Below are 20,408 nucleotides of genomic sequence, written 5' to 3'. Positions count from 1 at the left end.
GAGTTATGCGAGCCGAAACCAAATACTATAATTTGATTATACAAACTCTAGGATGATTTTTCTAGATGATTTAGCCATTTATCAATGGCGATTCTATCGAAACGAATGGAGCCGTTGATTTTTATAACAGGTAAACCCTGTTTTATCCACGAATCTAGCGTATTGTTGGATATTTGTAGATATTGAGAGGCTTGCTTTTTATTCATGTATCTGTAATTAAGATTGACTTGTTTTCTTGTGTTTTCAATTTCAGTGAGAATCAATGTGGAAAGCTGATGCTTAATGTTGAGTAACTGATTTTCGCTTAGTAGAATTTTAAGTTCGTTCATTAGATATCCTTCTTTCTGGTTAGATGTAATAAAAAGTAGCAGGTATGAATCCGCTACTTTTTAACTTTTTTTCTGTTCTTGTTTTTCTGTTTTTGAGGGGAAGGGTGTACCTTGTGCAAGGTAGTCATTTTTGTTTTTCTTTAGCCAAATATTTACATCATCATTTGGCTTATATAATGTGTAGCATTTATCTAGAAAAATCCAAAAATCTTTCAAACCGTCAATTCCCCAAATATCTTGTATCTTATATAAGGTAGGAAACAAGCCAGAACCTTTAATTATATGGTTGATAGAACTAAATAAGCTATTGTTTCTGGGAGAAGGAGTATTGAATTCAAAGGATTTCGCAGATAATGCAGATATCATTTCAGTGGAATAAAAGGTTAATTCATTTGTTTTTGCATTTAAAAATCTATATCTATCAGTGATAGCAGATAAGATCAATGTTTTAAAGTCTTGCTCGTTTTCGATTTTCATAATAGCTTTTGTTAACTCGTGACTATACTTCCCTTTTACGACCATTTCAAATCTAATCCATGATTCTGAATTGATAGCTATTTCGTGATATATTCCCCAATTTTGAATTTGCTCTAAGCGCTTATCGTATATTCTTAAAAGTGATTTTACATTTCTACCTCTGCTACCGATGTAGATGGTTGAAGCTGTGTTATCAACGACGATAGCACCTATTTTAGAATTGTTTTTTCTCTCTTTAGAATTTTTGATGATGACTTTTTCTGTTGTTAATGTTTTATAAACTTCATTTGCATCGAGATCATAGTTAATGAAATCCACAGTCAAATCAATTCTAGATAATCTGGTTTCGTATAGGTTCGACTGGATGGAACTCAAAAACAGGTAAACATCTGTTTCGTCATTAAGATTTTCGTTATACCATAATCTATAGTATCTCCAAGAAGTAGCAGAAAATTTAACTGCTATCCCCATTCTAGGATGGGCGGAATGAAAGGATATTGAAAAGTAGAAGTTGTTCTCTCCATACTCATAGGAGGTATCATATCCTGAAATTCTGTTGTAGGATTCTTTGCGGTCACCAAAAAGAAATGGGATTCTAGAAAGAGTTTCAAATTCGGCAATAATTTTGTTAGCTTCTTTAGTCCAAATCTGTCCGATATCGGATTCGTTAAGTATTAATATAAGTGTGAACTCATCAACATCTACTAAAAATTGTTTTCTTTTCATGTTGTGCCTCCATTTACAAAAGTGGAACTGGCGTATTACAATACGCCAGTCCATATATATTTAGGAGATTAGACGGCTCTCTGTCTTCGACAGCGCCGTCTAATCTCCTATTTTTTAATTTTTTTAGCTGTAGATTGATATTTTCGTCTTTTTTTTCGTGTAATATCACTAAATAAGAAGTTTTCGTCTAATTCATTTAATTCAGCTCTTATGTTGGGGAAATTGTCTTTAATCAACTTTATGCTTTCATTATTAAACGGTAATTTTGAGATCATGGTTGCCGTGTCATTTTTGAAATTGATTACGAGAGTATTAATAGAGCGATTTGTTTTACGAATAGTTTTATCTTTTCTGTTTTTTGAGTTTTGTGATTGATAGCTTTCATTTTCATCAATATAGGCAAATTTTCGAATTAAATAAGTTGCTTCATAAGATTTGTAGATATTTTTTACTGAATCATGAATGATTATCCTAAAGATGATTTCCATTGTAATGAAAAGAATAGTTAATAAAATAAACAACAAATCAAATTTCAAAATGAAATATAAAATTTTTGTGTTTAAAATATTATTTGCTGGGTTTTCAGTAAGGTATACGATCATTAATTGCAGTAAAAATAATATACTGCAAATAGCAATTAAAAAAAGTAAGAGTTTATAAATGTTGAATTTGTTTATCATGAGCGTGAGTCCGCCTTTCTATATGTCGGTGTCAGTAGCGGCATAATCTGATTATTATGTTTTCCGTCGTTAAACTTGATAATTCCTGTTCCGATTCCACTAGGAACTACGATATTATCAATGTGTGCATTTGGAAGTAAGAATTGTGTGGTATTTGTATTGATTTCTCCCAGTATAATAGAGCAATTGATTTGTTCCCGAACCGCAGTATTTCCACCAAAGGCAATGGCATCAAATCTCTGGGAAACGAGGACTAGTGAGACGTTAGTAGCACGACCTAATAATGCGATTGTTCCTAAGAGTTGAGCAAAAGTATCTCGAGCTTGTTTTGAACTTCCTTGAACAAGAGCAAGTAGTTCATCTATTACGACATAGCATCTTTCAAAGTTCATTGTTGGGGTAGCTAGTAAGACTTGTTGTCGCTTGTATATCTTATCTATCACTTGCCCCAAGACCTCGTTAACTTCAGTAATAAAGCTATTCAAATTTGAACCGTGATAAGGAGAATGAACCTCTAAATTAAGTTCTTTGCCTAGAACATAAATATCTGCCATTTTAGGATCAATCAAAATAACATCGTTTGTAAAAGAATGAATAGTTCTGATAAGGTACTCGACAAAAACAGACTTGCCCGAACCGCTGGAACCACTAACCGCTAAATGAACGACATCATCCATATTAAGAGAAACATTATTTTTCATGATAGGAATATTTTGTTGTTTTACATTTTCTTGGATAAATTGCTCAATGTTATCAATAACCAATCGTGTCGGTATACCATCTAGCCACGGAAAAAACAAAGCACGAGCAGTATTAGGATCATCGGTATTAAATGGTACAAAGTAAGCGTTGTTTTGTAGTAATAGCGTTTTGTAAGGATACAAGATACCAGAAGCAATGGAAGCAACTTGAAAGTACAAGTTGCTATCCAATGGATAGGAGACTGGGAGGTTTGGAATAAAGAAAAAACCTAAATCATCTTTTGCTAGGCGGATTAAAAACGAATTTGTATAGCTCGTTTCGCCATTGATATCTAAAGAGTTGTTTAGGTTCTGTAGTAAAAACTTGTCCAGTTGAACTGGACAAGTTAGATTTGTGTGACTATTCATTTTTTTTACTTCGCTTTCTTAATTTTTTTTGCACGGAAGTAAATATTTCCGTTCACGTCAATTGCTTCCAATTTCTCAAAATCTACAATATCACCAATATGAAATTCTTCTAGTGACGGTTTATCTTCAGCGGAAAACTTTACTTTAAATGGATTGTTTGTGTCAGTGGCACACCATATTTGATAGCCTGTGATCTCATCAGTGGGGCTATTGTCCACATATTTCCGTTGAGCAGTTAGGTCACGTCCGACAATATAGATTTTTTGACCGTCAATTGCTTCATTTGCTAGTGATTAGTTATAATTAGATTTTTTCATTTTAAACATAGTAGATTCCAACTTTCGTTTTTTTTTTTGAGTTTCCGTAAAATTTTTTGAAGTGTAACATTGCCTAGAGCATAAAGCATCATCCTTTCTTTACCTCTAAAAGGTTTATCTTGTAAAGTGAAATCTTGTGATTTTCTAAAAAAAGTGTAAATAACTTGACAAACCACCTGAATTTCACTAAAATAAGCCCGAAGAGGCGTAATTGGTTGAAGTTGAATAAAGATTATTATTCATGAATGAGATGGGGTTCGGGGCATCCCCGATTGGTCTTTTTGCGTATGCAAAAAGGGCGGAGTGTAGATATTTATGAATTACTGTACATATAAATAAAAAACTGGCTTGCCAAATTTTGGCAAGCCAGTTTTTTTAATCTTTTAATATGTTTGTATAGAGCTGTTTATCTTGATACTAGCTATTTTTCTTCTTTAGTGTATTCCAATCCTTCACCTATTCCTCCAAGAACATCTGAAGATTTAATAATAAAAGATTTTTTATCATCAGATAATTCAGCGCTTAAGTTATACTCACCTAGTTTTATTTCAAGTTGATTATCCGAAATCGTATAGGTACCATCATTAGTAATCTCACCATTTTGTTTCTCTGTAACAGTATTTCCTTTAAAAACCATTGTATTTGTTGTCTTTGTAAATATCAAATTTACTTCTGTCGTATAATCACCATTCAAAGTATTTGAACTACATGCTGAAAATACAATCAACCCTAGTATACTAATTATCCCAATAGTTATTCTCTTATGCATTTCTCTCTCCCTATTTCCATACATCATTTGTATTTTTATCAACAAACAATGTTTTGTTATATTTTAGAGCCGTTCTCCATGTTTTAATTCCACTGTATGGCGCTATAAAGGCAATCCAAATGAGAATAATAACATTTTGTACAATAATTTTCCAAATTAAGCTCCAAATAGAGCCAAAATAGATAATGCTTTTTGAAAAATTGTCTATAATGCCACCTTGATAACTCCAAAATGCATAATGCCAAAAAACAAAAGCAATAACGGAATAAATTAATGGTATGACACTATTGATACTGATTAGGTTATCGTTGTAGGTTGATTGGGAATATCGAAGAATTATGAACAACAACATGCAACTGATAGATCGCCGTACATTGTATTGCTTGCGATACTCGGGCTTTAAATGCTCTCGAATAGATGTATAAATATTCTTTACCTTTACAATATGGATATTTTCTTTACTCCCCGTACTCTCAGTCGTTTCTTTCTTTTCCATTGTTTTCTTCTCCTATTTTTATAATTGTTAGTTTAAATAATACTTTATATAGATAATACTAACATAAATTCCTATTTTTATCAATATTACATGTATTTAATACAGTTAATACTGTTATATATTTTTGATATCCTTAGTTGAGAAGGTGAAAATTTATGACTCTAGATTTTTTTGGCGAAAAATTAAAAGCGATTCGCAAATCAAAACGCCTTACGCAATTAGATCTATCGAAAAGGTTAAATGTCAGTAAAGGCACTGTATCGGCATATGAGCAAGGACTATCCTATCCTTCAATTGAGACTCTTGTGAAAATTTGCGAGATATTAGATACATCTTCAGACTATTTGCTTGGAATATCTGATGATTTACCATTTAAATTAGGTGGCTTGACAGATGAACAGATGGAAAGTGTTTTGCAATTTGTTTCGTTGATTGAACGAGCAAATGGTATTTTAGATAAGCAATAAAAAAGGGAGAATTTTCCCTTTTTTATATTTATTATCAATCATGAAGTTGTTAACAAGTGACTGTAAAAAACCATGAAACGTATTGCGATTTGCAATGCATTTTTCATTTGCAAAATGAATTACAATTAATTAGGTCAGGAGGTAATGCTAATTGAGTGATTTCAAAATTAAACCTAACCGAAAAGAAACAGAAAATAAGACGATTAGATTTCCTGTACCACTTATCGAAAAAATTGAAGAAGTTATTGTAGAAAATGATGCAACATTTTCGAGTTTTGTTATTCAAGCATGTGAATATGCTTTAGAGAATATGGAGACAAATAAAACAAAGTCTCAATAAAATAATTCATTAAGTTAGACTATTAAAATGGGAATGTAGAGGCGAAACGTAAATGGCTATATTATTAGATATTTTGAGATCAACAGATTATAGTTTAGATCAGTTTTCAGATGCTGATGTTCTTGATTTAGAACAGCGTATTTTTATAAAAAATGTTCGTGGAAAGGATCAATATTTTGTAACATGTCTAATTCGTAATAAAGATATTCAATTAAAACCTGAAGAAGTAGTCCGTCAGTTATATATAAAACAATTGTTAGACCAATATAGATATTCTTCAGATAGAATACATGTTGAATATATTGTTAATTTTGGTCGTCAAAAAAAACGTGCTGATATAGTAGTTATGGATAGCCAAAAACTAACGGCTCCATATATAATCATCGAGGTTAAGAAACCCAAGTTAAAAGATGGGAAGGAACAATTAAAATCTTATTGTAATGCAACTGGTGCTCCACTAGGAGTATGGACAAATGGTGGAAGTATATCTTTTTACAATAGAAAAGATCCTAATTACTTTGAAGATATACCGGAGTTACCGAAGGCTACACAAAGTTTATCAGAAATATTAACAGAAAGATGGACGATCGATGATTTAATCTTAAAAGATAAACTGTTAACTGAAAGAAAATCTTTAAAAGACCTTATTTTGGAAATGGAAGATGAGGTTCTAGCTAACGCCGGTGTTGATGTTTTTGAAGAAGTTTTTAAACTTATATTTGCAAAACTGTTTGATGAAATGGAAAGTGGACGTAACAAGACAAGAAATTTAGAATTTCGTAATTATGGCTATAGTGATACTGAACTAAAAGGGAAAATTCAAGACCTATTTAATAGTGCTAAGAAAAAATGGGAAGGAGTATTTAGCGATGATGCTAAGATCGGTTTAACTCCTTCCCATTTAGCAATATGTGTTTCTAGTCTACAAGATGTTAAATTGTTTAACTCAAATTTAGATGTTGTAGATGATGCATTTGAATACTTGATGAATAAAAGTCAAAAAGGAGAAAAAGGTCAATATTTTACTCCACGATATGTTATTGATATGTGCGTGAAGATGCTTAATCCTAATCAAGAAGAAAATATGATTGATACAGCCGCTGGTAGTTGTGGATTTCCTGTTCATACTATTTTTTATGTTTGGGAAAAAATCTTGCGACAAAAAGGATTAGATAGGTCTCATTTATTTACTTCCGAGGTTAAGCCTCCCGAATGTACAGATTATGTAAATGATCATGTCTTTGCTATCGATTTTGATGAAAAGGCAGTTCGAGTAGCTAGAACTTTGAATTTAATTGCTGGCGATGGTCAAACCAATGTTTTACATTTGAATACACTGGATTATGATGGTTGGGATGAAAATGAAGAAGATGAAGATTGGAGAGATACTTACTACCTAGGGTGGAAAAGGCTGAAACGTTTAAGAAAAACAAGAGGATCAAATAGAGATTTCAATTTTGATGTATTAATGGCTAATCCTCCGTTTGCTGGAGATATTAAGGAAAGTAGACTTATTAGTAAATATGAACTTGGAACTAAAGAAAACGGCAAAGCAGAGTCAAAAGTAAGTAGAGACATATTATTTATTGAACGTAACTTAGATTTTCTTAAACCTGGGGGAAGAATGGCAGTAGTATTGCCTCAAGGTCGATTTAATAATGCTAATGATAAAAGAATAAGAGATTATATTGCTGAAAGATGTAGAATCCTTGGTGTTGTTGGTTTGCATGGCAATGTATTTAAGCCACACACCGGTACTAAAACAAGTGTTTTATTAGTACAAAAATGGGATGAAAAACTGTGTCCAAGAGTAGCAGACTATCCAATATTTTTTGCTACTATGCAAAAACCAAGTAAAGACAGTTCAGGTGATAAGATATATCTTAAGAATGATGATGGTACTGCTGTTCTTGATGAACACAATCATTTAATAGTTGATCATGATCTATATAATCATAATGGATATACTAGCGATGGGATTGCAGAAGCTTTTTCGGAGTTTGCAAAGAAGGAAAAACTAAGTTTTTTCTAGACAGCCCTTTTAATAAAAGAAAATATGAAACTTTATTAAAAGGGTTAGAGATAAGCGAGGTAAAATTATCTTATTGCAAAAAATTTATCGACTTTAGAATAGATTCAAATACCTATAAAAAACTATTTCTAGATATGGAAAAAATGCTAGATCAGAAAGATGCAATAAAGTTAGAAAAGTATTCAAAATCAATCAAAAATTTTGGTGCATATTCTTTAACAAGCAAAATAAATTTTATTGAAGAGGGTTTGCCATTTCTTAGAGCGCAGAATGTCAAAGATAATTATATTGATTGGAGTAACTTAGTTTATATAGATGAATCGAGTCACGAAATACTTGATAAATCATATATTCAAAGGGGCCAAGTTTTACTGACAATGGCTGGAGAATATTTAGGTAAATCTGCAGTTTATGATAATAATCAGATTATTAGCTCTAATCAAGCAATTGCAAAAATAACTCTAAATGATGGAGCGCCGAATCCATATTACATTTCTACTTTTCTCAATTCATATTTTGGTCAAGTGCAAATTAATAGGTTAAAAACTATTACTGGACAACCTAATATAAATATGATGCAAATTAGAGAAATACGTTTTCCAGAGATGAGTGTAGATTTTCAAAATCAAATTGCAAGAATAGTAAGTCGAGCTCATGAATTAAGAAAAAGAAGCAGAGAACTTAATAATGCAGCTGAGGAAAAAATATTAAAAAAATTGAATATCTATAATTTTGTCAAAGAAATAGATAGTTTTTCTTCAGTTAATATTAAAAATTATTCTGAGACTCAATTAGCTAGTAGGCTCGATGCAGAATATTACCAACCAAAGTATGAAAAATTATTAGAAAAGATTATATCTTATAAAGGTAGTTGGGCGAGAGTAAGAGATCATTTTGATCTGGTTGTCGATAAGAGCAGTAAGATGAATGAAGAGTACAACTATGTGGAGATTAGCGATGTTGATGTATCAACAGGTATGTACACATATAAAACACTTAGTTCTAGCGACTTACCCACAAATGCAAAGATAGAACCTAAATCGGGAGACATACTCATATCTAAAGTTCGACCTAATCGTGGAGCTATCACAATTATTGATGATGATATTTTTAATTTAATTGTAAGTGGAGCTTTTACAGTTTTAAGATCAAAGTCAAGCTACTCTACAGAATTATTAAAAATGCTATTCAGAAGTAAAATATATCGGGAGTTACTATTAAAAAACAACGTTGGTACATCATATCCTGTAATAAAGGATATAGATGTATTAAACATTCCGATTCCATTATTTGACAAACAAACGGAGGAGGAAATATTAATTATAGCATTAGATGCGCAAGATATGCTAAATGAATCAAATTATTTCTTGTCTCTTGCTAAAATTATAGTAGAAAAGGCAGTAGAAAAGGGAGAAGAGATAGCATTAAACTATATGGATGATGTTAATAGTTTTACAACAATATGATAAATTATTCTATTTGACAGATATACTATGATGAAAGCTTATATGTATTTTTATTTTTTGCTTAGTGATATAGTATTTTTTCGGCTCGCATATTATTATTTAAAAGTTGACACCATTGATTTCAAATCATTTGAAATTCAATAAAATTTTTTGAATATGAGTTACGCTCTATCTATTGCTATTAAAGGCTTTTGAACCTTATTCAAAAACTAAGCAATCGAACCAGGTCTTAAGAAAGCCCGTAAAGCATCACAATTCTCAAAACGTTAATCTTTGTTATATCAAGGATTTCAAGACACTTTCCAGTTTTAGGAAGGTGTCTTTTTTCGATTTGGTTACGAGTTTGGTTACGACTTTTTCATACCTCGTAACTAATTACTCTTGATTCGCTTGTCTATATTCTTCCAAACGTTTAATTGTTTCAATTTTTGTTTGTTCATTTGTGTGTCCATAAACGTCTCGAATCATATTAGAAGTTTCTGCATGACCGACAAGAGATGTAATAATTAAACCGTCTACTCCTTGATTGAGTAAATCTGAAACAAAGGTGTGTCTTAAACCATGAGGGATGATATGATGTGGTTGGCAGTCGCTAAGTATTTCATAGATAATGGAACGTATGGAAAAAAAGTAGGACACTTAGTCTATACTGCAATGTTGGGGATGCCTAATTTATATGCTGGACGATATAAAAATGAATTTATTGAACAGAGTGAAAGCTTTAATCAATTAGAAATCATGTATTATATTTATGCAGAAGTTGAAAAAAACAGATTACATGTCATTCCTTTTTCATTGAATGAGAAGAATAGCAAGTTATTTTTTGAATTTCCAATGTATCTTGAAAACGAGGGAGAACATCAAGTGTTTACAGAAAATTTTAGTGAAATAGGATTAACTTTGGAAGGTTCTTCTATCATTTATTATGGAATAGATAAGGAAAAAGGTATGAAAGATATTCGATCATTTCAGTATAAAAATGAAGGAAATAATTATGTGTTAAAGGAAATGGATGATTCTGTTTGTTTAGAAATGTTCATAGATGAGCTTGAAAAGGAAATTGTAAAGTTATAAAAGTAGTATTGTCAATATAAATACTTATTGATAGATTATTATAAAGAAAAAGGTCAAAGAGAAAATTCTGTGACCTTTTTCTTTATTTTTAACATCTGAATAGTATGGTTTCTAAAACATATTGACGATTGATACTATTGAGTGTTAACATAAATATAATGATTTTATCATTCTATTTTAATAGTTAACGGAAGGATGGAACAATGTGCGAGAAATTCTAGATGAATTAAAAAAAATAAAACTCAATCCTGATATTCAACAAGTATTATTCGAAGTGCTCGATATTTCCACTGAAATCACGAAACTGGATGCAGCTTTAGTGATTGGATCAATTGCAAAAAATCTTTATATAGACGGAATCTCTGATATAGATATATTACTTCTTACGTCTGGATTAGAAAAAGAAATTATTGATACCTATAAGGAAAGAGGCATTAATTTTATTAAAAACGATGATATTTATACTTGTGAAAAAGTTTCATCTTTGAATATTTGTGTAAGAAACACAAATGATTTTATAGGACATATCAGTAGCATAATACTAGGTGAATATATAGAAAGTATACAAAAAGATTGGGCTATAGGTGGTGCGAATGAAGAAGTCTTATTGTGTGATTTATCTCAAGCATTAGTCTGTATGGATAAAAGTGGTCAAGTTAAAAATCTAATTAAAAATTTAAATGGTAGCTATTTTATCAAATATAAAAAAAATGTATTAGACAAACTAAAAAAAGGATTTAATCAAAAAAGAGAATTAACTATGATGAATTATCAAAATCAAATATTATTTCTACAAGGTTTTTTAGAATGTATAGTGTTATTATCAAGGATAGATTGTTTAGAATCTAACAACTATAATCCTGGATTTAAACATTTAGTTAGAGATGATAGTTCATTTCTTGAAAAGTACAATATTGAAGAATGCAATAAGACAAAATGGGATAATGAATTTTTAATAGATAGGTTAAAAAAAATTACTGTGTAACTTATTAAGGAGTGGGAAAATTTGTGTAAAAAAGAGAAAATAAAAATAGCTAATAATAAACCTGTTTGTGAAATTATTGGTGATAAGACAGGCCGTAAGTTTGAATTAACGAAGTACATGTATGGTTGCTTGGATCCTAACCCTGATGCTAAGCTTTCTTCTGTAAGCATAACAGGAAATTCTATGAGTATAGACATATGGACTGGTTGTGCCTTTCAATGTGCTTATTGTCATGTACAAGGAGTGTTTGAGGATTTAAATTCTACTGATCAAAAAATGCGTTATATTCCAATTAGAAGAACAAAATTTTCTATAGACGAAATATTGAATGAGTTAGCCTTGCATCCTTTATTTGAAGCAAATACAGGAATTATCAGTATTGGTACTTCTAGTACTGAGCCTTTTGTTCAAGGGGAGGTATTAGAATCAACATTACAGATCATGGAGTGGTTTGTTAACCGAGGCTTAAAAAATCCGTTTTGGATAGTTACGAAGGCTGGAATTCCTAAAGGAGCAGTTGAGAGATTAAAAAATATTTCATTGACAAATCCAATAATTATATCTTTATGTTGGGCAAATAATGAGCAAGAAGTTGAGCCTATGAAAAATAACAGATTTAAAAATATAGAGTTATTTCGAAAGTGTCCTAATATTCATTTTAATTGGTACCTAAGACCGCTAGTGCGAGATTGGAGTAATGATTTTAAAGATTTGGAATCTATGTTTAAGAAAGTATCGTCTGAATATTCTGATGATATAACTTCTATTATTCCTGGAGGGTTAAGGTGGACAGAGGGAATAGAGTATGGGATGACAGAAGTAAGAGATATGACCCTGCCTAACAATGTTTCAAGTGCTTCTAGGCACACAAAGACTTTAACCGAAACTGATTTTCAATATATAGAAAAATTATCCGAAAAATACTTTGGAAGAAATATGCCTGTTTATAAACATTCTGCCTGTGCAATAAGTAATTTGCTAGAGATAAACAATATAGCATTGACAAATTTTTTTAAGAGGAAAGATCGTGAATGTTCAATTTGTCCAAAAGAGCAAAGGACTAGATGTGTTAAATCAAATAAATTGGATTTGGCAAAAATCAATAAAATACTGGTTGATAAAGGAATCGGTATTCAGATTCTTGAGTTTAGTCCCGAAAATGGGCAGGAACCTATAGTTACTCAACCTGATTATAAAAAATTTGCACCAGCTATTAAGCAGCAATTAATAAGTATTATTTCGAGAAACCTTTATGGAGAGGGAGTATAAATGAAATGGCAGAACTTTGCTTGGGAACATGGGAACTGGATTTTATATCAAAAAAGCAACAATTGGAATTTTTTTATACAGCCAACAAGATTGGAGTATATAATATCGATACAGCACTAGCTTATGAAAATGGAAAGATACATCAATTTTTGAAAAAAAATTTTGAGAAAGGGAATATTTTTAGTAAAATTCCTTTGAAAAAGTATCCATTAGAACAGGAAAAACTGTCAATGAATTATACAAGAGAATATATTGAGCAATCTTATGAGACGATAAAAAACGATCTTAATGATAGTTTAAGTGTTGTAATGTTACACTATTGGATTTTTGAATGGAATACTAGTGAAGGTGAAGAGCTTTTAAAAAACTTAAAAAAGAAATCACAAAATGATAATGTAAAAATGGGTGTTTCTATGTCTAAAGATGTTTGTGAGAATGCTGAACTAAATAATTTTATGTGGTTATTTGAGAAGATTGATTTTATTGAGTTGCCTTATATGAATAACTACAAATTATTTATAGAGTTGGGCATGTTGGCTAAAAAATACAATGTAGAAATAGCCATTCGTAGCATATTTAGAAATAATAGCTTTTCTGAAACTAGTTATACAGAAAAGCTAGAAAGAGTATTTTCAGAACTATTTTTAGTAGTTAATTACATGATAATTGGAACTAGTGATGTTGAGCATCTATTAGAGCTCAACAGGATGTTTGACTTGGAGAAGAGAAGTTTAAAAAGGATGTTTGATTGTCTCGGTAAAGTATTTCAAGAAAGCTATTTAGAAGAACTTAAAGGTAATTATTTTAGGTATAAAGATGTAGATTTTTTGGAATTAGATATTGATTCTTTAGACTATATGAATTTAGTCGTTCAGCTAGAAGATTATGGTATAAATGATTTAGACAAAGTAAATAATATGACTGAGCTAAAAGGATATTTCAGAGGTGAGATTTTTGAACAAGATGTTAGAAGATTTCTATAATGACAATTATACATTTATTGAGAAAGTGCTAGAGCCTTCTCCAGTAGCTAGAAAATATTTAGACTATCAAGATTCAAATTTATTTTATGTACCTATATTGGAAAAAATTCCTACAGAATATTCTGAAGAAGATATCAATTCCTATATGTGTAATCTTTACTCAAATAATTCATTGTTAAGATGTAAATATATTAATGATGAATTTTGTATGTATAATGTAAAAAATGTAGAGTTTATGGAGATTGCAGTACCATCAAATGAGACCCAAACTTCATTTTTTAGTAGAATTATAAACTCAATAGACTTTAAAGACATGATGGGAAAGGGATTTTTACACTTTTTTATTATCGTTCATGGCAATGACGGGAAATATTTATTTGGAATGCTCCACCATGCTATTTATGATGGAGATTACCAATTTTTTTCTAAAAAAAATGAAGAAATAGCTAATACAGACATAAACGACTATTTGGACATTAGCAAAAAGTACTTTGTTGACTATTCTAATTATAAACCTTCTCAAGTTAATTTTAAAGATTACGAGAAAAATAAATTTATTTTAATAAATAAGTATAAAGATATTGAAAATGGTTTTATTCAAGTAAAAAAATACTACTCATTTGATTTTAAAACTATTGACATGTCTTTAGAACTTTTCTGGACTATTAAGATATACAAAGTTTTATCTGAATTTTTTTCAGAAGACTTGATTGAAGAAATTCCCATTAGTTTGATTGCTGGTAGATCAGCTATAGAGTCAAAACGTTATAAAGGAATTGCAGATTTTCATGATGAATATATATATTCTTTTAAAAGAGGATTAGATAAAGCAGCAATAAGAGATATCTATGAACATGAAAAAGAAATTCCCTATTTAAATAGTTTAAGATATAACAACAATAAGGATAGTAAGTCTAGAAAACAAGAAATTGAGCCGATAATATTATTAATTATTTTTAATAATGAGGAAAATGATAACCATCAAGAATTAAAAAAAGCAATTCTTCCTAACAAAAAAAATTATGTTCTGACATTTAAAATAGGAATATCAAGAGATTTAAAAACAATAGATATCACTTATAGATACTCAAATAAATTGATGAATAGAATAGATTCTTTATTTGAACTTATGACAAGTAAATATATTGTGGAGAAGGAGTGATTATTTGGAAATTCTAGTAAGTGATTTTTTTATTATGATGGAGAATTCGAAATTTGTTTCCGAAATTAAAAAAAATATTTCAAAAGGGGATGTACTCATAGTTCCAACCTCAGATGATGAAACTCTAACAAAGTACTATACAAAAAATATAGTAAGTAGCTTTAATAAAAATGATATAGTGTTTGATAATATTAAAATTTATCAATCTGATTTTAAGTTAATAAAATCTGAGAATGTTTCATTAGTTTTTTTAATGGGAGGATCATTTGTTTATCAAAATTCTCTCATATGGTCAGATTTAGAATTTGTGGAATTTTTAAAAGAATTTACTGGACTTATGATAGGTTACAGCGCAGGTGCATTAAATTTGGGAACAGAGGTCTACTTAAACCCCATACATGGAGAAAAAATAGAGGCAAGAGCTCAGGGATTAGGGAGGTACACCTTTTATTTAGATGTTCATAGTACACCAGAAGTGTTAGAAAAGACTAACTATCTGTTATTAGAGAATGATATATACCTACTTGATGATAATTCAGCAATAATATGTTCTAGAGATGAGTATATCTTTATAGGGAATGTGAAATATATAAATAATTTAAACACCCATGACAAAAAACAGGAGTTTTGAGTATGAGAACTATAATTTTTTTAACCACTGAAATATATTTATTAGAAGAATTTGAACAAAGCGCACTAAAAAGGGGAAATAAATTAATTGTCTTCTATATTGGGAAGTTTCATGATGTAAACCTAAACCTTTTTAATTGTCATTTTGAGATGTTTAACCGGTTAAATATAAAAGAAATTGTTGAATGTTTGAAAAATAAGTATAGTTTTGCCGATATTATATTTACTAATGATGAAAAGTTAATTGATAAAGTGTATGAGATAAGCGAACTATCCAATATAAAAACATATAATTTCTTTGAGAATAACTATAGCAGAAGTAAGTATAATACAAAAAAAGTGCAAAATGGGAAAAATGTTCCTAAAATTTCATACTTAGAGGAGTTTTTGAGTGGAGAATCAAATTTAGAATATCCATTAGTTATAAAGCCAAACTGTGGTTATGGCAGTAGTGGTGTTTATTTACTAAAAAATGAATTGGAGCTTGAAACTAGTATAAGAAAAGTGACAAAAGCTATTAGAATAATGAAGTTATGGGCAAATGGATATAACTTTGATTCCAAAATAGTATTGGAAGAATATATTGAAGGTAAAGAATATGCGATTGATATGTTGTGGTACAAGGGAGAAGTTGTTTTTTCAGGGATTTGCGAGCGTTTGCACGGATTAGAAGGACATCATTTCGAAGATTTTGTTTACTATTCTAAAAAATTAGAGCTTGAGATTGAACAAAAAATTAGTAAAGCAGCACAAGATTTTTGTAGAGCGTTCAATTTTGAAACTGGAGCAACTCATACAGAAATGAAGATAACTAGAGAAGGGAAAGTATATATACTGGACAATGCGTTAAGACCTGGTGGTGGAGGGTGTTTCTATTATATTTATTCATTAAAATATGGTAGGAATTTTTTTTAAAATTTATTATGACATAATGACAGATCAATTTGTGAGAAGCGAATTATTAACAAAAGCGCCTAATGAAGGCTTATATTTTCTTTATTGTAACCTTCTGGAAAACGGAGGGAAAATTAAAAACATTTTTTTCAATAGTTCAGAAATTCCAAGGACATTAGTTAATACGCGGACAGATATCTTTTTTAAAAAGGGAGATATTATTCCTGATTTGCAATTCGGAAATACGTACAATATTTTTATTTTTGGAAAATTGAAAGATAATTTTCCAGAGGTTCAAGGATTAAACGATATTGTAAAATTGAATAAATGTTGTCATATTGAATTTGAAAATTCTTAAAGGGGGGAAGCCAGTTGGGAAAAAATAGAATTGTTTATTTAAGTTCTTCTGCTTTAGCGATAATATCAAATATTTTATTAGTATTTGTATTTAATTATAATATTGTGAAAGTTGAAGGAAATTCATTATTGTTAGGGAAAATTAGTTCAATTATTTTTGGCATTACATTACTAGTTAATATACCAGCAGGAGTAGTGCTAGATAAACTGAACAAAAAAAAAATTTTAATGGGTATTAATTTTTTTAGTTTTTTAGTATGTTTTATTGGATTAGTTTTGATAGAAAAAGACAATCGAAACTATCTTTATGCTATTTTAATATTATTGCGGATTTTATATGCTTTTTTTGCGTTAAGCGATAAAGCTGTTATTCCTCAAGCTTTTTTTAAAGAAAATATTAAGCAAATAAATGGAGAACAAACTTTTATAAAAAAGATCATAGAAATTTCTATTCCAATTTTTACTTCAGTATTCCCTTTGCTATTTGAAATGAGCGTTTCCTTATTGGTTTGTTCCATTTTTTACTTTATTTCTAGTGTGTTATTGTTTATGTTGAAAGAAATAAACGTTGATGGTCAGATTAATGAGAAAGAAAAATTTTTATCTGTGTTCAAAGAAATGTATAAAGATAAAAAATTACGTGCCATTCTGTTGATTTCAATGGTAAGCAACTTTTTCTTGCTAGGAGTGGAGATTTGTTTACCTAATATACTAGTGAATTTTTTGGATGGAAACGCTTATAGTATTGTGAATTTTTTCCAAGTTGTAGGGAGTTTAAGCGCCCCTATATTTTTTAAATATAAAAAGACTAAGAATTTATTTAAGAGTTTGATTGCTTACACAATGTTGTTACCTCTAATTTTACTTATGGCTATTCCGAATCTTTTTGTTTTGAGTATTATAATGTTTTCTTTCTCATTCTGTTTAGTATTATATAATATACAGTTATATACATATATACAGATGGAAACAAATCTTTTTAATATAGGGAAGACACTTAGCATACTTTTTGTTGTTTCAAATATATTAAATCCTATTAGCAGTTTAGTCTTTGGATATTTATCTATATATTGGAAAGGATATGCACTAGTTGTTATAGGAGCAATATATTCTCTTTCAGTACTTGTGCTTTTTGTTGGTAATAAAAAGCTTAGGAAGGATATGTGAATGCAATGAAAAAATTAAAAAGAGGTCTTTTCATTGTTATAGAAGGAGTGGATGGAGTGGGTAAAACCTCCGTCTGTAACGACTTGAAAAAAGTAATTGAGAAAAAAACAGACAAAAAGGTAATGATAACTAAAGAAACCGCATATAATTATCTGTCGTCTAAGATAGTTGATTTAATTTTGAATAAAAAAATGGATAAAGTAACAGAGTTATTTCTTTTTTTATCATGTAGAAGACAGCACTATCTTGATGTTATAGCACCTGAGCTATTTAAAGGTACAATTCTTATCTGTGATAGGTTTACACTGAGCACCTATGTTTATCAAGGAGGAATTATTGAGGAAAATGTTATTACAGATTTGAATAGTCTTGCGATTGAAAATTTTATCCCAGATATTACTTTTTTTCTTGATGCGTCAACATATAATTTGAAAAAAAGAATTTCTAAGAAACAAAAAGATAGGTTTGAACGTAAGATAGATGTTCAGCTTTACGTCAAAGAATACAAAAGATTACTAAAGAAATATGATGATAATACGATTGTTATTGACTCTAACAAATCACTTAATGAAGTGGTCGATAGTTGTTGGGCATATATGCAGATGAGTTATCCTGAAAATTTTAGTGAAACATAGTATAGTAATTTAGGAGGTAGCGTGATGCGATATTCAAATATGTTTAAAATGCTGGGAGTAAGTTTTAAAAGATTTGGGGAAAATATTGCTATTACAGATGGAATTACAAGTTTAACATATTCTCAATTAAAACGGAAATCGGATAGATACAGTGCTTTTTTAATAAATGAAGGGATATCCAAAAATGAAGTTGTTGGTATTCAAATGGAAAGAAGTATAGAGGCAATAGCAGCAATGATAGGGGTAATAAGCTCTGGTGCAACATATACAGTAATAAATCCTGATTATCCGCGAAATCGAAAAGAGTTATTGATGAGTGAGTTGAATATAAAGATAGTCCTTGATGCTTTTTGCATACTACCTGAAGAGTATAACGATTTAATTTATCAAGATAAAATACGAAGCGCTAATACCTTGAGCTATATTGCATTTACTTCTGGTACAACTGGAATTCCTAAAGCTGTTGGGATTTCTGATAAAGCAATATTACGCTTGATAAAGGAGCCCAGACTATCATTTGAAGAAGGTAAAATAATGTCGCATATAAGTCCTTTGGAGTTCGATGCTTCACTCATAGAGATTTGGTGCCCTTTGTTAAAAGGTATGACCATTTCAATATTAAGTAAAAAGGAAGTACTAAATATATTTAAAGTAGAAGAAAGAATACGTCAAGGAATTAATATCATGTGGATAACATCTTCGCTATTCAATTTTTGGATAGATAAAAATCCTGAACTGCTTGTTAATGTAGATTGTGTAATCGTTGGTGGAGAACAATTAAGTTTAGAACATGTACAAATTGCTTTAAATTACACTACTGTAATAAACGGATATGGACCAACTGAAGGTACAGTATTTACTACCTTAGATGTTATAGGGAAATTGACCAATATCAATGAGATATCCATCGAAACCCCTGTCTATGGAACAAGTGTATATATTATTGGGGAAAACGGAAAAGAAGCACAACAAGGGGAACTTTATATAGCAGGTGATGGGCTTTCAATAGGATATATTAATTCTAAAGCTGAGACTAAAAAAAAATTTATTTATTGGAATGATCAAAAAGTATATAAAACGGGGGACATGGTCAAAAAGAAAAAAAATGGGAAAATTATTTATCTTGGTAGGATAGATAGAACAGTAAAAATAAAAGGTTTTAGAGTAGATTTAGGGGAGATTGAATACAATGTTAACCGATTGAATAAAGTAAATTGCCACGCATTTGTGTATAAGAAAAAAATTATAGTTGTTGTTTCGAAAAATGCTAAAGAAGTAAAACAAACATTAATAGATAATTTACCAGAATTTATGAGACCTTCGCAAATCATTGAATTATCGACTTTTCCGTTGAAAAAAAATGGAAAAGTTGATACTCAACTTTTAGAAGAAAAAAGTATTGGTTTGTTAGACTGTCAGTAGTTTTGAGAGTATTTTTCTTAGTGTGTAAAAATAGTAAGCAAGCCTGCTTATAATTTATGGTTATAAAAAAGTAGCCTTATTCTGATTTATGTGTGTTTTTGGATAAAATTATTGTGTTAAGTATGAATATATACTCTGACGTGCAAGCTATTTTGTTTGGTTACGAATTTTAGTTACGAGTAATTGAAATTTATTCAAATATAGTGACACTTTCTTTAGCTGATTTTAATAGAAACTGTTGATATTACTATATTTTGAAGCTGAATGTTATCTGAGTTTAGCCAACCAGGTCTTAAGAAAGCTCGTAAAGCTTCACAGTTCTCAAAACGTTAATCAACTCCTTGTTTTATCAGCATTTACAAGAGTTTTTTGGTTCAAATTAGCAATTCGACAAAGAATTTAAAAGACTTTAAGCATCAGCATCTTGCGGGTGCTTTTTTGCTAACATCAATTCAATATAGATAGAAGTGAAACATGACTACGGCAGAATTAATGAAATATTGTGCTGAGAACATTTAATTTTTGTAGCCCAGTCCATACCTCATTAATTTATCGCTCTTTTTTTATTTATAGGAGAGTATATATTCAGATGTACGATAAACATATTAACAATGACTACCTT

At 30.0% G+C, this 20,408-nt stretch carries 20 protein-coding genes and 1 pseudogene; 14 read left to right on the top strand and 7 right to left on the bottom strand.

Annotated elements, in window-relative coordinates:
* Positions 1–47: 47 nt before the first annotated feature.
* The 6 genes from IGL98_RS16800 to IGL98_RS16775 all read right to left on the bottom strand — a co-directional run bounded on the left by IGL98_RS16800 (position 48) and on the right by IGL98_RS16775 (position 4,903).
* Positions 48–329 (bottom strand): helix-turn-helix domain-containing protein, encoded by a 282-nt coding sequence (locus IGL98_RS16800; protein ID WP_206911401.1) that lies wholly within the window; start codon positions 327–329, stop codon positions 48–50.
* 60 nt (positions 330–389) lie between these two features.
* Complete coding sequence (locus IGL98_RS16795; RefSeq protein ID WP_206911400.1) at positions 390–1,532, bottom strand: replication initiation factor domain-containing protein; 1,143 nt, start codon at positions 1,530–1,532, stop codon at positions 390–392.
* 107 nt (positions 1,533–1,639) lie between these two features.
* Complete coding sequence (locus tag IGL98_RS16790) at positions 1,640–2,212, bottom strand: hypothetical protein (protein ID WP_206911399.1); 573 nt, start codon at positions 2,210–2,212, stop codon at positions 1,640–1,642.
* Entirely contained in the window at positions 2,209–3,321 is a 1,113-nt protein-coding gene (locus IGL98_RS16785) for an ATPase/DNA packaging protein (RefSeq protein WP_206911398.1), read from the bottom strand. Before IGL98_RS16785 ends, IGL98_RS16790 begins: the two co-directional genes overlap by 4 nt.
* Before the next feature lie 738 nt (positions 3,322–4,059).
* Positions 4,060–4,407: a hypothetical protein gene (locus IGL98_RS16780; protein WP_206911397.1), complete on the bottom strand. Its 348-nt coding sequence runs from the start codon at positions 4,405–4,407 to the stop codon at positions 4,060–4,062.
* A 10-nt stretch (positions 4,408–4,417) separates the two neighbouring features.
* Positions 4,418–4,903, bottom strand: coding sequence for a hypothetical protein (locus IGL98_RS16775; RefSeq protein WP_206911396.1), 486 nt, complete (start codon positions 4,901–4,903; stop codon positions 4,418–4,420).
* A gap of 155 nt (positions 4,904–5,058) precedes the next feature.
* On the opposite strand from IGL98_RS16775, the gene IGL98_RS16770 reads away from it, so the two are divergent.
* The 4 genes from IGL98_RS16770 to IGL98_RS16755 all read left to right on the top strand — a co-directional run bounded on the left by IGL98_RS16770 (position 5,059) and on the right by IGL98_RS16755 (position 9,208).
* Positions 5,059–5,370 (top strand): helix-turn-helix domain-containing protein, encoded by a 312-nt coding sequence (locus IGL98_RS16770; protein WP_206911395.1) that lies wholly within the window; start codon positions 5,059–5,061, stop codon positions 5,368–5,370.
* Positions 5,371–5,521: 151 nt separating this feature from the next.
* On the top strand, positions 5,522–5,710 hold the full coding sequence (locus tag IGL98_RS16765; protein ID WP_206911394.1) for a YlcI/YnfO family protein: 189 nt from the start codon (positions 5,522–5,524) through the stop codon (positions 5,708–5,710).
* Between the two features lie 52 nt (positions 5,711–5,762).
* Positions 5,763–7,742, top strand: a complete 1,980-nt coding sequence (locus tag IGL98_RS16760; protein ID WP_206911393.1) for an N-6 DNA methylase — start codon at positions 5,763–5,765, stop codon at positions 7,740–7,742.
* A gap of 143 nt (positions 7,743–7,885) precedes the next feature.
* Positions 7,886–9,208, top strand: a complete 1,323-nt coding sequence (locus IGL98_RS16755) for a restriction endonuclease subunit S (protein WP_206911392.1) — start codon at positions 7,886–7,888, stop codon at positions 9,206–9,208.
* 495 nt (positions 9,209–9,703) lie between these two features.
* Here the strand turns inward: IGL98_RS16755 and IGL98_RS16750 are convergent.
* Positions 9,704–9,847 (bottom strand): annotated as a pseudogene (locus IGL98_RS16750) (hypothetical protein); the annotation flags it as partial.
* Here IGL98_RS16750 and IGL98_RS16745 point away from each other — a divergent pair.
* The 10 genes from IGL98_RS16745 (at position 9,782) to IGL98_RS16700 (ending at position 19,786) form a co-directional block, all read left to right on the top strand.
* Entirely contained in the window at positions 9,782–10,282 is a 501-nt protein-coding gene (locus IGL98_RS16745) for a hypothetical protein (protein ID WP_206844210.1), read from the top strand. The pseudogene IGL98_RS16750 and the gene IGL98_RS16745 sit on opposite strands and share 66 nt — an antisense overlap.
* A 205-nt stretch (positions 10,283–10,487) precedes the next feature.
* Positions 10,488–11,267, top strand: a complete 780-nt coding sequence (locus tag IGL98_RS16740) for a hypothetical protein (protein ID WP_206911391.1) — start codon at positions 10,488–10,490, stop codon at positions 11,265–11,267.
* Positions 11,268–11,288: 21 nt separating this feature from the next.
* Entirely contained in the window at positions 11,289–12,536 is a 1,248-nt protein-coding gene (locus IGL98_RS16735) for a hypothetical protein (protein WP_206911390.1), read from the top strand.
* 5 nt (positions 12,537–12,541) lie between these two features.
* Entirely contained in the window at positions 12,542–13,519 is a 978-nt protein-coding gene (locus tag IGL98_RS16730) for an aldo/keto reductase (protein ID WP_206844165.1), read from the top strand.
* Positions 13,491–14,681 carry a hypothetical protein gene (locus IGL98_RS16725; RefSeq protein WP_206844167.1) on the top strand — a complete coding sequence of 397 codons (1,191 nt, stop codon included), beginning with the start codon at positions 13,491–13,493 and terminating at the stop codon, positions 14,679–14,681. Before IGL98_RS16730 ends, IGL98_RS16725 begins: the two co-directional genes overlap by 29 nt.
* Before the next feature lie 4 nt (positions 14,682–14,685).
* Positions 14,686–15,312 carry a Type 1 glutamine amidotransferase-like domain-containing protein gene (locus IGL98_RS16720; protein WP_206911389.1) on the top strand — a complete coding sequence of 209 codons (627 nt, stop codon included), beginning with the start codon at positions 14,686–14,688 and terminating at the stop codon, positions 15,310–15,312.
* Positions 15,313–15,314: 2 nt separating this feature from the next.
* Positions 15,315–16,226: an ATP-grasp domain-containing protein gene (locus tag IGL98_RS16715; RefSeq protein ID WP_206911388.1), complete on the top strand. Its 912-nt coding sequence runs from the start codon at positions 15,315–15,317 to the stop codon at positions 16,224–16,226.
* Between the two features lie 351 nt (positions 16,227–16,577).
* Positions 16,578–17,729 (top strand): MFS transporter, encoded by a 1,152-nt coding sequence (locus tag IGL98_RS16710; RefSeq protein ID WP_206844178.1) that lies wholly within the window; start codon positions 16,578–16,580, stop codon positions 17,727–17,729.
* A 5-nt stretch (positions 17,730–17,734) separates the two neighbouring features.
* Positions 17,735–18,364: a dTMP kinase gene (gene tmk / locus IGL98_RS16705; protein ID WP_242590045.1), complete on the top strand. Its 630-nt coding sequence runs from the start codon at positions 17,735–17,737 to the stop codon at positions 18,362–18,364.
* A gap of 24 nt (positions 18,365–18,388) precedes the next feature.
* A complete protein-coding gene (locus IGL98_RS16700) occupies positions 18,389–19,786 on the top strand; it encodes an AMP-binding protein (protein WP_206911385.1) in 1,398 nt (465 codons plus the stop codon).
* The last annotated feature ends 622 nt before the right edge of the window (positions 19,787–20,408 follow it).

The organism is Enterococcus sp. DIV0840 (assembly GCF_050527835.1).
Lineage (GTDB): Bacteria > Bacillota > Bacilli > Lactobacillales > Enterococcaceae > Enterococcus_L > Enterococcus_L ureasiticus.
The sequence above is the reverse complement of the archived record's forward strand: the minus strand, read 5'-3'. Positions and strand labels throughout refer to the sequence as shown.